This is a genomic window from Nocardia sp. NPDC055165 (assembly GCF_053606985.1).
This window is the reverse complement of the sequence record NZ_JBSGSS010000020.1, coordinates 67,006-79,923: the sequence shown is the minus strand read 5'-3', so window position 1 is coordinate 79,923 and position 12,918 is coordinate 67,006. Positions and strand designations below refer to the sequence as shown.

The window sequence follows — 12,918 nt, the reverse complement described above, 5'->3', positions numbered from 1 at the left end:
CTGTCGCTCACCGGTGGCGCGCCGCCGATCACGACCGGCACGCGCGGTCGGCGCAAGGATCCACCTTCGCGGCACGACGCCGGAATTCGGCGGTGGTGTGCGGGGAGTGGGGGCGAGCGGTTGGGCTCGGACCGGGGGCGGGCTAGGTTGGAGGGTGTGTCGATGATGAAAGGTGCCAACGTCGCGGTGCCTGCTTCCGCGGTCCGCGTCGAATTGGGTTGGCAGTCGGGGCCGGGTGTGCCCGATGCCGACGCGTCCGCGCTGTTGCTCGCCGGGGCGAAGGTGCGCTCCGATGACGACTTCGTGTTCTACAACCAGGCCGTGCATCCCTCGGGCGCGGTGCGGCACGAAGGAAAACAGCAGGGACACATCGTTGTCGACGCGCTCTCGGTGAATCTCGGGCAGGTCGAGCCGCAGATCGAGACGATCGTGCTCGCCGCGTCCGCCGACGGGGGGACCTTCGGTCAGTTCCACGGGCTCTACATCCGGGTGATCGACACCGCGAACGGCGCCGAGGTCGCGCGGTTCGACAGCAGCGGGGCGACCACGGAAACCGCGTTCGTGCTCGGCGAGCTGTACCGCCGCCAGGGTGCGTGGAAGTTCCGCGCGGTCGGCCAGGGTTATGACAGCGGATTGGCCGGGCTCGCTACCGATTTCGGCATCTCCGTCGACGATGCTCCCGCGCCTCCCGCGCCTCCGCAGCCGTTCGGCTCGGGGCAGCCGACTCCGCAACAGTCGTACGCCCCGCCGACACAGCCCTTCATCCCCGCGCCTCAGCCGAACCGGCCCCACACCCCGCCGCCGAGCCCGCCGACCCCGGTGTTCCCGCCGAATCAGCAGCAGTACGCGCCGCCGCCGAACCAGCCCGGCATCCCACCCCAGCGCAACCCCCAGTTCGCTCCGCCCACACCACCTCCGGTCGACCTCGCCAAGGTCTCGCTCACCAAGGAAGCCCCGTCGGTCTCCCTGACGAAACACGGCGCCACCGGCGGCGTCATGCGCGTGAACCTCAATTGGACCTCGATGGCCGCCACCGGCCGCCTCTTCGGGAAACTCCGCGGCAAGAACATCGACCTCGACCTGTGCTGCTTCTTCGAATTGGTCAACGGCGCGATCGGTTCCGTGCGAGCCCTCGACCGCCGCTTCGGCGCCCTCTACGAACCGCCGTTCATCCACCTCGATCAGGACGACCGCACCGGTGCCAGCATCACCGGCGAGAACCTGTCGGTCAATCTCGACTACACCCAGTTCATCCGCCGCATCCTCGTGTTCGCCTCGATCTACGACGGTGCCAGCGATTTCCGCAATGTGCACGCCACCGTCACCCTGCACACGGTGAATTCCGCGCCCATCGAGATGACGCTCGACGGCTGCACCGACAACTCCCGCGACGCGGTGCTGTTCGCGCTGGAGAACGTCGACGGCGAGTTCGTAGTGCGCCGCGAGGGCAGCTTCGTCCGCCCGCCCGCCGGGCAACCGGGCGGCGGTGTCGTGGAGATCGCGCGCCTGTACAACTGGGACTTCGGCTTCCAGGCGGGCCGCGGCAAATGATCCGGCATCCCGCGACGCGCGTGCTCAACGCGCTGGTCTACCACCCCGACAAGCACGTCGCCCAGACCCCGGCGGCGCTCGGCCTGGACTATCGCGATCTGACCATGCGCACCGCTGATGGCGTCGATGTGCACGGCTGGTTCGTGCGGGCCGAGCGCCCCCGCGGTCACATCCTCTACGCGCACGGCAACGCGGGCACCATCGGCGACCGCGTCTCGATCATCGCGCTGCTGGTCGACGCCGGCTTCGACGTGCTCGCCTTCGACTACCGAGGCTTCGGCCACAGCACGGGCACCCCGAGCGAACAGGGCACCTACCTCGACGCCAGAGCTGCCCGCCAAGCCCTGCTCGAGCAACCCGAAGTCGATCCCGATCGGGTCTACTACCTGGGCAAATCTCTCGGTGGCGGGGTACTGCTCGAACTTGCGGGCGAATATCCGCCCGCGGGCATGATCCTCATGTCGACGTTCAGCGGCATGCGCGCCGCCGCGCGTTCGGTCTACCCGTTCCTGCCCGCGCCGCTGATCCCGAACGCGTATCCGAGCCTGCGGCACATCGCGAACCTGCGCGTCCCGGTCCTGATGATGCACGGTGACCGCGACGAACTCCTCCCGCTGCGCCACGCCGAACGCCTGTACGCGGCGGCGCGGGAACCGAAACAGCTGATCGTGGTGCCCGGCGCGGGTCACAACGATGTGATCGACACGCTCGGCGCCCAGTGGCCGAAGATCATCGCCGACTGGGCGGCTCGATAACGCCGCAGCCCGGTCGTCGTCGAGGGTCGCTGATTCTGCGTAGCCTGGCGGTATGAGCGAAACGAGCGAACTCCTCGGCCGCCTGGCTGCGCTGCCCGACGACGAGCTGGTGTCGGTGCTGCGCGCCGCGGTCGCCGGACGCCCCGGGCTCGGCGCGGTCGCCGCCGCGCTGGCCCAGGCTGAGATCGGTCATGCCGAAACCGGATCGCCTGTGACTCTGGACACGAACGTCATCGACGCGGATGTGGTGCCCGTCGCATCCGGGCAGGTCGGAGGCGCGATGCCGGTACCGCCGGTACCGTCCGGGCTACCGGTGACCGGCGCACCCACCGCCACCGGCGGATATTCCACTTCCGGAGTGCCGACATTCGACTCGGTTCGGGATAAGGTCGAGCAGCGTTTCGGCACCGCGCAGGGAATGGACGAGCTCGACCGGCAGACTCCCGCGGGTCGCAGCGTCGACGAGCAATGGGAGGCGCGGGAGAAGGCCGCGCGTGAGCGGCTGGATCAGATCCGGAAATCGGTGCAGGGCAACGATTCCGGCGAGAAGTAGCCACGCGTCCTCCCTTCCGGTAACGACGTGATGGGTGGATACACAGATGACGCAGGCGCGCCAGATCGCCGACCGACTGCTCGATGCGCAGGTGGAATTCCTGCTCGCCGAGGTGACCGGTGAACGGTTCGCCGAGGTGATCGCCCGCGATGTGGCCGCCGTGCTGGCCGTCGGCGAGTCGATCAGGTTCGGTGACGTGGTTTCCCTGGAACAGGGCGAGCAGACGGTGGCCACCGTGTTCGACCGCATCGGCGGCAGCCCCGTGATCGCCGATACCGTCGGTATCTTCTCCGACGCCATCTACGACCACATCGCCTCGAACACCGAATACACCCTCGGCGACGTGGTCGACCGCGAACCGGTGGAAGCGTTGCTGGAGAAGATCTTCGGCATGCACCAGGCCCAGGAGCGGATCCTGGACCGGCTCACCGAGAGCCCGCTCGTCGCCACGGTGGCCTCGCGCTTCGTCGACAAGCTGATCGGCGATTTCATGCAGGCCAATCGCGAGCGCGCCGAGAAGATTCCGGGCGTCTCCTCGCTGATGTCGCTGGGTCAGTCCGCTGCCAACCGGGCCAAGAAGGTCGCCGCCGACAGCACCTTCGTCGGTGACCTCGCGGGCAAGGGCGCGCTGTTCGCGCTCAAGCGCACCAACAACGCCATCCGCGACATGCTGCGCGACGCGCCCGTGCACTCGGCGGCGATGGAATTCTGGGACCTGCACGCCGACGAACCCGTCGCGGGCCTGCGCGAATACCTCACCCAGAAGGACCTCAACGAGCTGGTCCAGATCTGCTACGAGATCGCGGTGACGACCAGGGAGAAGGAGTACTTCGGCCTGCTCGTGCGCGAGTGCGTCGAGGTGTTCTACGCCAGGTACAGCGACCACACGCTCTCGGCGATGCTGCCCGAACTCGGTCTCGATGCCGACGACATCAGTACCGAGATCCTGCGCTACGGGCCGGCTGTCATCGAGGCGGCCAAGCGCAACGGTGTGTTGGCCGGGCTGATCCGGGAGCGGCTCGAGCCGTTCTTCTACTCCGATCAGGTGCTGGGAATTCTCGGCGGCGAGTAATTCTCTCGAATACCGTTCGGTAACGCGAATTGATCGATACGACTTTGCTTCTCGATTTGCGTGACATCGCCGCAACCGGTAGTGATGTCGAGCATTCGAATTGCCGCTTCTGATCGGTCGCATCAAATGTGCTGTGTGTCACGCTCTCTGGTGACCTGTATGTATCCGGCAGTGAACCGGCCGACCAACTCGCCGCCGGTGCGGCTGTGAGCATTCGGCTACACAAAGCCCGCTGGATTTCCGGCATGTTTAGATCAGTGCACGAATTGCTGCTTTACACCGTTCCGCATTGACCGCGCACTGCGCGGAGTGCAAGTTTGCACCTGACTTTCCGTGAGCCACCGTGACCGACGTTGCGGTGGCATTGCCAAGGAGTAGGTGTGCGTGCACGTTCCCGGCCGAACCCGACCGGAACCCGATCGGATGGCGGCGCTCGAGGGCAGCGGGCCGGCGCCGGGCTGATCCGGCCGCGCACCATCTCCGGACAGCTCGCCCGGATCCTGGTGGTGTCGCTGGTACTGGTGCTCGCACTGCTCGGGCTGACCATGTCGACACAGGTCAGCGCCTACCGCCGCAGCGGGGAGACCGTGGACTCGGTGGCGGTCGCGCTGGCCGCGCAGGACCTCGTGCAGCAGGCGCAGCGCGAACGCGGTCTGAGCAACGGTCTGCTCGGCGGTGATCAGCGCCTGCGCCAACCCGTCACCGACCAGCGCACGGGTACCGACGCCGCCCTGCATGCCCTGGTGAACGCCGTCGTGGGGAACCCGCCCGGTGCGGGGGAGGTGCGCTCGGCGCTGGGTCATCTGGCGGGTCTGCCCGCGATCCGCTCTCAGGTCGACAATCGCAATGTCACCCGGCAGGCGGCGTTCCAGTTCTACACCGACGGCATCGACGCGCTGAACCGCCTCTCGCTCGGTCTCGACCAGGCGCGTGACCCGGCCGTCCGGCACGGCCTGCAAGCGCTCTACGCGCTCGGTGACGCGAAGGAATTCGCGGCTCGTGAACGCGGTTTCCTCAACGGCGTTTTCGCCGCGGGGGAATTCGCGCCGGGGGAGTACGTGCAGTTCCTCGACATCCGCGCTGCCCGCAATGCCGCGCTCACCGCCTTCGGCCACGACGCGACGCCCGCCCAGCAGGCACGTCTGGACGCGGTGCTGGCAAGCGAGAACGCCACGCGGGCAACCGAATCGGAGAACGTCGCGATCGCCTCGACGCTGGGACCGCTGGTTCAGCCGGTCGACCCGGCCGTGTGGTGGACGCAGATGACCGCGGTCATCGACGAGCAACGCAGGGTCCAGCAGGTCATCGGCGACGACGTCGGCGCGCGGGCCGAGACACTGCGCCGCGACGCCGCGCTGATGCTGGCCGCCTTCGCCTTGGCCGCGCTGTTGGCGATCGCCGCCGAGTTCGCGCTCGTCTTCGCCAGCATCAGGGCCATCGTCCGCCCCTTGGCCCAGCTGGCGACCGAAGCCGACGACGTCGCCTCCACCCGGCTACCCGAGGTGATCGCGGCCTGGCACAGTGCCGCCGACGCCCAACCCGATCCGCCCGCCTCCGTGCGCACGCCTCCCGGCGCGAGCGTGGAGATCGCCGCTGTCGCGGGTGCGTTGGATCGCGTGCAGACCACCGCGTTCGACCTCGCCTCCGAGCAGGCGCTGGTGCGTCGCAACACTACCGAATCGATGGCGAATCTGGCCCGCCGCAATCAGAACCTGGTGCGCCGTCAGCTGGGATTGATCAGCGAGTTCGAACGCGAGGAGCTCGACCCGAAGGCACTGTCGAACCTGTTCGAACTCGACCACCTGGCCACCCGCATGCGGCGCAACGCCGAAAGTCTGCTGGTGCTGGTCGGCGAGGCGAGTCCGCGTCGATGGGCCGAGCCGATCGCGCTCACCGACGTGATCCGGGCCGGGCTGTCCGAGGTCGACGATTACCGGCGGGTGGTGCTGCGCCGGATCGACGACATCGCGGTGACCGGCGCCGTCGTCAGCGAACTGGCGCACATCCTGGCCGAACTCATCGAGAACGGGCTGGCCTTCTCGCCGCCCGATCTCGAGGTCGAGGTGTACGGCCGCAAGGTCGCGGGCGGCTACCTGCTCGCCGTCGTCGATCACGGCGTCGGCATGCCCGCCGAGCAACTCGCCGAAGCCAATGCCCGGCTGCGCGGCGAGCAGGACTTCATCGTGGCCTCCACCCGCTACCTGGGCCACTACGTGGTCGGTCGGCTGGCGGGGCGCCTCGGCATTGACGTGGAACTGAACACGTCACCGGTCAGCGGCATTGTCGCCCGCCTGCTCCTCCCGCCGTCGCTGCTCGCCGACGGAAAAGCCGGGCAGGCAGCGGATCCGCGAGAGGGCGCCGCCCGCGGCCCCGCGAGTCAGGATCTGGCCGAACCCGCAACCCTGGAGCGCACGGACACCTCCGTCGCCGTGGGTCACGCGGTGGCACCTGCGGGCGCTGGGGCCACGATCGGTTCGGCGACATCGGGACACCACGTGACCCCGGCCGGCGTGCCAGGTGCGGACCGCAGCGATGATCGACCGGTCGGCTTCCTCGGCGAGACGTCGCACGCCATCCGCGGTGGCTCGGCGTCGCCGACCGGCACCAACGGGCGGTCGCGGCACAGCCGGAATCCGGAATCGGGAGCCGGCAACAGCACCAACGGCAGTGGTCCGGCCGCGGCGAACCATTCGTCCACCGGCTCCGTCTACGCGCAGTTCCTCAGCAGTTCCACCGATTCCGCGCGTCCGCGCAACGGTGCGGCCCCCAACGGGGCGTCGGCTGAGGACCACTACGGCGTGGTAGCCCCGGAACGCTCGGAGGGGCAGGCCCGAGGACACACCAGCTCGCCGGTACCGCCATCGCGTGAACTGCCCGCCGTGGAGTCCATCGGCGCACCCGCCGTCGAACGCACCCGCAACGGCCTGGTCAAACGCAGCAAGCGCGCCAAGATCACCGGTGCGCCCGAGCGGCCCCGCCGCGATCCGGCCGCAGGCCAGGCCCGGCCCCCGGTTGTCGAACGGACCCCCGACCAGACCCGCAGCATGCTCTCCTCGTTCCGCACCGGCCACGAACGCGGCGGCGAGACCGAATCCCCTTCCGCTCCACTCGATCCCACCCGCTGACCGATCGGACAAGACCCCAGGAGACCCGGTGACCACCCACCTACCGACCGCCGATCCACACACCTTCAACTGGTTGCTCGGCAACTTCGTCCGCAATACCGACGGCGTGCGTGACACCGTCGCCGTCTCCTCCGACGGGCTGCTGATCGCGATGTCGGACGGACTCGACCGCACCGGCGCCGACCGGCTCGCCGCGATGGTGTCGGGCCTGTCCAGCCTCGCCCGGAGCGCCTCGCGCAGTTACGATTTCGACGGCCTCAAACTGATCATGATCGAGATGAAGCGCGGCTTCCTGCTGGTGTCGGCGCTGGGCGACGGCAGCTGCCTCGGCGTGATCGCCGACGGCGGTTGCGATGTCGGTCTGGTCGGCTACGAGATGGCGATCCTCGCCGAACGCGCCGGATCACTGCTGGACCCGCTGCTGATCAGCGAATTGCGAGAGTCGTTGCGCAGATGAGAGATTTCGATCTCCCGCGGCTGCCGGACCCGCGCATGATCCCGATGAACCAGCCGGCGGGGTGGCGTGGTCTCGTCCCGTCGGTGCCGGTGACCCCCACCGACCACGACGATGTCGACGACCGCTTCGTTCGCCCGTTCGTGGTCACCGCGGGCCGCACCGTCCCGGTGCTGGACGGCCTGCGCATCGAAACCCTCGTCCAGGCACCGCCGTCCGCACTGTCGGCGCCGCTGCGGTTCGAAGAACGCACCGTGGTGCAGCTGTGTCTGACGCCGCACTCCATCGCCGAAATCGGTGCCGCCCTGCGGGTTCCGGTCGGCATCGCCAAGGTGATCGTCAGCGATCTGGCGGCGGCGGGGCATGTGACCGTCCGTGACGCGCCGGAACTGTCGACCGCCGCCATCGAGAGGATCCGCGACCTTGTCCGCGCACTTTGAGGCACCAGCCATGCCGTCGTCGGTGAAGATCGTGATCAGCGGCGGCTTCGGCGTCGGTAAGACCACCTTCATCGGCGCCATCTCCGAAATCGAGCCACTGGTCACCGAAGCGTCGATGACCGAGGTCTCCATCGGTGTCGACGACCCCGGTCGCCGCGCCGAAAAGACCGCGACCACAGTGGCTTTGGACTTCGGCCGGATCACCCTCGACCGGTCGCTGATCCTCTACCTCTTCGGCACTCCCGGCCAGGATCGGTTCGTGTTCCTCTGGGACGACCTGGTCGACGGCGCCCTCGGCGCGGTGATCGTCGTCGACACCGGCCGGGTCGAAGACTGCTACCCGGTCCTGGACTACTTCGAAGAACACCACACGCCCTTCGTCGTGGTGGTGAACCGCTTCGCCGACGCGACCCGCTTCGATCTCGGTGAAGTCCGTGAAGCGCTCGGCCTCGACGACTGGATCCCGGTGCTGGACTGCGATGCCCGCGACCGCGACTCCGTGCGCGATGTCCTGGTCGCGCTGCTCGAGCAGGTCCTGCTGCACCGCGTCCAACCCCGACAGCGGGAGGTGAGCTGAGCCCACCTCCCGTCGCACCGGTCAGCGTCGATGCAGTGTGAGGTCCGACAGGGCCAGGTGGAACCGCGTGTCGGTGACATCGATCGAGGTGTCGGTGAATCGCTTGGCGCCCAGCGTGTTCCGCAGGAAGTCGCGCACGGTGCTCGGCTGCGCGTCTACCGAGGCGAGAAGTTCCCGCGGCACTTCGATGGTCCCGTCGAAGAACCGCGGCTGCGCGGTGATTCCGGGCTGCTGCGGTGTCTGCCGCAAGCCGTCGACGGTGTGCAGCACGACGTCAAGCCCGCTCCCGTCACCGAATTCGATCCGCAGCGGTGTGGGGGAGACGGCCGGATCGAAGGACTGGATGCGTGCGGTCCATCCCTGGGCCGAAACGCCCTGGTAGTCGTACTCGGACACAGGACCGAGCGTCTCGTGAGCGCGGTGCACCGGCGAGTTCTCCAGTGCCGCACCGGAAAGCGGCTGATCGGTGACGACGAAGGTCCACGACGCGTCGGTGAGCATCTTGCGCCAGAACCCGGTCCGGCCACCGTCGCGCCCTTCGACGCGCAGCTCTCGCGCCGCCGAGCCGGGCCCGGTCCGGTGGACGGAGATGCGGTCGGTGATCTCACCGGGCACCTTCGGCTGCGCGACCCAGTCCGGTGCGGGCAGCTGGATGGCGGCGTAGCGAGGATCGATGCGCTCCGACAGCATGTCCGGCGCTTCGGGTAGGCCGCGCTGGTCCTCGTAGGAGTAGCGGAAGAAGACCTTGTCCGCGCCGGAGATGTCGAAATCGTAGAGGCGCGTGTAGAAGTCGCCGTACCGGTTGACGACCAGCGAGGTCGACGCGCTGGTGGACAACGCGACAGCCTGGAACCGCCCACCGAGCGGAGTGCTCATCTCGTAGCTGTGGTCCACCGGCAGCCACGGGTCGACGTACTGGATCCGCTGACCGCCGTGGGTCAGCGCGAAGACGTGCGACACCTTCGCCCCGCCGACGGGGTGTTCGTTGCCCGCGGTATCTGTCCACACGTGATCCTCGGTGGGCGACAACACCGACCACGACCAGGCCGGCGCGCCCGGCGGCAGCGTGTTGCCGGGCCCGGTCCACAGCGGGGCGCCGTAGCGGCTGCTCCAGTTCCAGTCCGCGGGAGCGCTGAGTGCGTGATCCATCGTGACGAACCGGCCGTCGCGGTCGATCATCATCACTTCGTCGTCGTCGGCCGAGACACCGGCGATCGTGCCCGCCAGGCAGCCCGGCAGCGCGATCATGCGCCAACCACCCGGCGCGGCAGCCGGTTTCACGTACACCTGACCGTCGCGGGTGGCGAAGGTCCAGCGGCGGTTGAACGACTCGGTGGTGGTGCGGAAATACACCTGCTCGGGCAGCGCGACCGTTGCCGGGGCGAACGCCGCCAGTCCGGCGTCGGATGCGTCGACGCTCACCTCCGGGGTGCCGACCGTACCCACCGGCAGACACCCCGGATCGGCGATGGCCGCCGATTGTGTTGTCACTCCGGCGAATACCAGTCCGGCTGCCGCGATCAGCGCTGTACGCCGGACGGCGTGCCCGCGCCTCACAGCCATCCCGCCGCACCGAAACCGATCAGGGCGATCGCGTCGATCCCGAAGATCGTGCCGACCACCAGCGCCTTGCTCCGCACGCTCGGTAGATCGTGCACGAAGAAGCAGGCCGCGAAGAACGGCACGTACCCGATGATCCAGATCAGGAACGGGAAGCTCGGCTGCCACCACGACCAATCCCAGGTCAGCACGCCGGCCTTGTTGAGCAGTATCTCGACACCCACCGCCGCGATCGAGTTGGCCGCGATCAGCACAGGCCGGTTCGGCAGCCCGAAGATCCGGGTTTCCTTCGGCGGCAGCATCTTCGCCGCCGCGATGCCCATGATCGCGAACATGAAGCAGATCTCGATGTTCAGCCCGATCAGGATCTGGTAGGCCGTCGGTCCGCTCGCCGCCCAGACCGGCGCCCGCTCGGTGAAGTGGAAGACCAGCGCGTTCCAGATCTCGTTGAACCAGTCCATGCCCCAGAGTGCGAGCCCGGCGAACAGTACATTCCAGTTACGCCGCTCGACTTCGACCGCGTAGATGTAGATGACCACCAGTAACAGCGGAATGACATACCACTTGAACTGGCTCGCATCGCGAAGAATCTCCAGCGCGGCCCGCGCGTTGTCGGTCAACGGGGCACCTCCTGCTCATGATCGACGAACTCGGCGAGTATGATACAAATCAACATCGAACGTCAATGTGTATCGCCGAGTTCGCCGATTCGTCGAGTCAGCGGCTCCCGAGCGGCATGCCGAACAGGGACGCGAACTTCGCGGCGAGCGAGTCTCCGAGGAAGTCCAGGGCGCCGGGGGTCGCGGCCATGGTGCCCGCGTCGGAGGTGGTGCAGCCGGCAGTGGCCGGGACGCCGTCGAGGCGGTCGCGCAGCCAGATCAGCGCGGCCGGACCGCCGACCACCTCCGCGACGATGTGTTCGCTGGCGTGGTCGCGGGTGTAGGTCAGCGACGTGTTCGGATCGCGGCAGTAGGTGTCGACCAAGGTGTCGGTGGCGGCCAGCGGCAGGATCTCGTCCCACGCGGAATGCCAGACGAACAGCGGCATGCCGGGGACGGACTTGCCCATGCGGGTGTCGTCGAGCATCGCCGCGACCGGCGGATCGTCGAGGGGATTACCGTCGGAACCGATCATGCCGGTGAGATTCAGAAACGGCAGCAGCGCCGACTGATACTGCACGCACAGCGGCGATTTGATCGCGAACAGGGCCTTGCCGAGCGGATCGAGCCGCTGATCGAGGTAGGCGGCGAAATCGGGATATTCGCGGGTGAGTCCCAGCACGGCGGCGAACACCAGACCCGAGGTCGCCTGGTTGTTCGCCATGCTCAAGGCGGCGCCGAGATCGGCCCCGACCCCGCCCTCTGCCGCGCCCACGATGTTCAGTTCGGGCGCGTAGCTGCTGTGCAGTTCGGCGGCGTGACCGGTCGCGATGGAACCGCCGGAGTAGCCGTAGAGGCCCACCGGTGCGGTCGGTCCCGCCTCGAGCGGGGCGAAGTTGGTCGCGGCGCGAATGCCGTCGAGGGTGATCCGGCCCGCCAGCGGTCCGGCCGCGTAGGCCGAATCTGGGCCCTGATGGTCCGGAACGACCACGGCCCAGCCCTGTGACAGCGCTGCCTGCGCGAACAGGAACTCGGCGGGCACCACGATCTGGCCCGCTACCGCGGCCGCCGAGAGATGTTGCAGCGCATAGGAGGGTGCGCAGTAGCCCGCGGTCGAGTCCTCGGCCAGCTGCACCGACAGCAGCTTGCGCGGGTTCGGCGCCTGCCCACGCGGCTTGATGAGGGTGGCGACCGCGGGGATCGCCTCGTCACGGCTGTTGTTGGAGCGATACGACACCTGCCATGCGTCGACATCGATCGGCAGCAGACCGAAATCGGCGATCCGTACCTGCCGGACCGCGATGATCGCACCCGGCGCGGTCGCCGCCACCACGTCCGCGGGCGGTAGGTAGAAGCCCGGATCCCATTCGGGCGGTAGTGGAATCACCGGCGGGGGCGCCGCAGGCGGCTCGGCCGCGACCGGCCCGGCGGTCATCACCGTTGCCGCCGCGAGCACACCGGTGGCAAGGGCAAGCCATCGCTGAACGAAGGGAGATCTCATCGCGCACAGTCCTCACATGAATTGAGACGCCTTCGTCTCAATAGCGGCAACTATGACATGGGTGTGGCGCAGATCGCAATCACACGCCGGGGGGCGTCGCTGAGATCAGGCTGTTCAGGATGGTGGAGAACACGTCGACCAGTTCGTCGACGGGTGGTCTCGGGTCGTCCAGGCTCCACTGGTGCACGGCGCCGTTCACCGCCCCGATGAACGCCGCCATCGGCACCCGCCAGCCGCCGGGCGGCATCCGCACCCCGTCGCGACCGGCCGCGATTGCGGTGACCACCTCGCCCCACCGATCCCTGACCTGCGCCCGATACGCCTCGATCTCGGGGCTCACCCCGACGATGTCGACGAAAGCGACTTTGGCGCATCGGATGTCGTCGGTGATCGCCGTCGTGTACGCCCGCACGGCCGCGTCGATCAGCGTGCGCAGTTCGTCGGAGTCCGCCGCTGCCAGCGCGGCGGCCACCGCCGCCCCGGCCTTGTCCTGCACGGAGTCGTACACCGCGACGAGCAGTTCCTCGCGCCCGGCGAACTGTTCGTAGAACTGCCGACGCGAGAGCCCCGCGGCCGCGCACACATCGGTCAGCGAACTGTTGGCGTACGACTTCTCCGCGAACACAGTGAGTCCCGCGTCGATGAACAGCGCCCGGCGCTCGACCTGTCGTTCGGCGACCGAGGTGCCGGTGTAGTTGTGTCGAGTCCGCCCAGAGGTCACCCCATGACCC

At 68.2% G+C, this 12,918-nt stretch carries 12 protein-coding genes; 8 read left to right on the top strand and 4 right to left on the bottom strand.

Features of this window, described 5'->3' with window-relative positions:
• Positions 1-162 precede the first annotated feature (162 nt).
• The 8 genes from ACWFRF_RS31090 (at position 163) to ACWFRF_RS31055 (ending at position 8,527) form a co-directional block, all read left to right on the top strand.
• Complete coding sequence (locus tag ACWFRF_RS31090) at positions 163-1,551, top strand: TerD family protein (RefSeq protein WP_452453684.1); 1,389 nt, start codon at positions 163-165, stop codon at positions 1,549-1,551.
• Complete coding sequence (locus ACWFRF_RS31085) at positions 1,548-2,306, top strand: alpha/beta hydrolase (RefSeq protein WP_387448119.1); 759 nt, start codon at positions 1,548-1,550, stop codon at positions 2,304-2,306. The genes ACWFRF_RS31090 and ACWFRF_RS31085 overlap by 4 nt, the downstream gene beginning before the upstream one ends.
• 52 nt (positions 2,307-2,358) lie before the next feature.
• Complete coding sequence (locus ACWFRF_RS31080; RefSeq protein ID WP_378994153.1) at positions 2,359-2,859, top strand: PspA/IM30 family protein; 501 nt, start codon at positions 2,359-2,361, stop codon at positions 2,857-2,859.
• A gap of 46 nt (positions 2,860-2,905) precedes the next feature.
• Positions 2,906-3,931: a hypothetical protein gene (locus ACWFRF_RS31075; protein WP_378994155.1), complete on the top strand. Its 1,026-nt coding sequence runs from the start codon at positions 2,906-2,908 to the stop codon at positions 3,929-3,931.
• Positions 3,932-4,311: 380 nt separating this feature from the next.
• Entirely contained in the window at positions 4,312-7,056 is a 2,745-nt protein-coding gene (locus ACWFRF_RS31070; protein WP_452453681.1) for a nitrate- and nitrite sensing domain-containing protein, read from the top strand.
• 28 nt (positions 7,057-7,084) lie between these two features.
• On the top strand, positions 7,085-7,513 hold the full coding sequence (locus tag ACWFRF_RS31065) for a roadblock/LC7 domain-containing protein (protein WP_378637023.1): 429 nt from the start codon (positions 7,085-7,087) through the stop codon (positions 7,511-7,513).
• Positions 7,510-7,950, top strand: a complete 441-nt coding sequence (locus ACWFRF_RS31060; RefSeq protein ID WP_378994161.1) for a DUF742 domain-containing protein — start codon at positions 7,510-7,512, stop codon at positions 7,948-7,950. The genes ACWFRF_RS31065 and ACWFRF_RS31060 overlap by 4 nt, the downstream gene beginning before the upstream one ends.
• A 10-nt stretch (positions 7,951-7,960) precedes the next feature.
• Positions 7,961-8,527, top strand: coding sequence for a GTP-binding protein (locus ACWFRF_RS31055; RefSeq protein ID WP_378994296.1), 567 nt, complete (start codon positions 7,961-7,963; stop codon positions 8,525-8,527).
• A 21-nt stretch (positions 8,528-8,548) separates the two neighbouring features.
• Here ACWFRF_RS31055 and ACWFRF_RS31050 read toward each other — a convergent pair whose 3' ends face one another.
• The 4 genes from ACWFRF_RS31050 to ACWFRF_RS31035 form a co-directional block, all read right to left on the bottom strand.
• A complete protein-coding gene (locus ACWFRF_RS31050) occupies positions 8,549-10,090 on the bottom strand; it encodes a hypothetical protein (protein ID WP_452453679.1) in 1,542 nt (513 codons plus the stop codon).
• On the bottom strand, positions 10,081-10,707 hold the full coding sequence (locus tag ACWFRF_RS31045) for a hypothetical protein (RefSeq protein WP_452453677.1): 627 nt from the start codon (positions 10,705-10,707) through the stop codon (positions 10,081-10,083). Before ACWFRF_RS31045 ends, ACWFRF_RS31050 begins: the two co-directional genes overlap by 10 nt.
• Positions 10,708-10,804: 97 nt before the next feature.
• Entirely contained in the window at positions 10,805-12,187 is a 1,383-nt protein-coding gene (locus ACWFRF_RS31040) for a lipase family protein (RefSeq protein WP_452453675.1), read from the bottom strand.
• Between the two features lie 79 nt (positions 12,188-12,266).
• A complete protein-coding gene (locus ACWFRF_RS31035) occupies positions 12,267-12,908 on the bottom strand; it encodes a TetR/AcrR family transcriptional regulator (protein WP_387448133.1) in 642 nt (213 codons plus the stop codon).
• Positions 12,909-12,918: the final 10 nt, after the last annotated feature.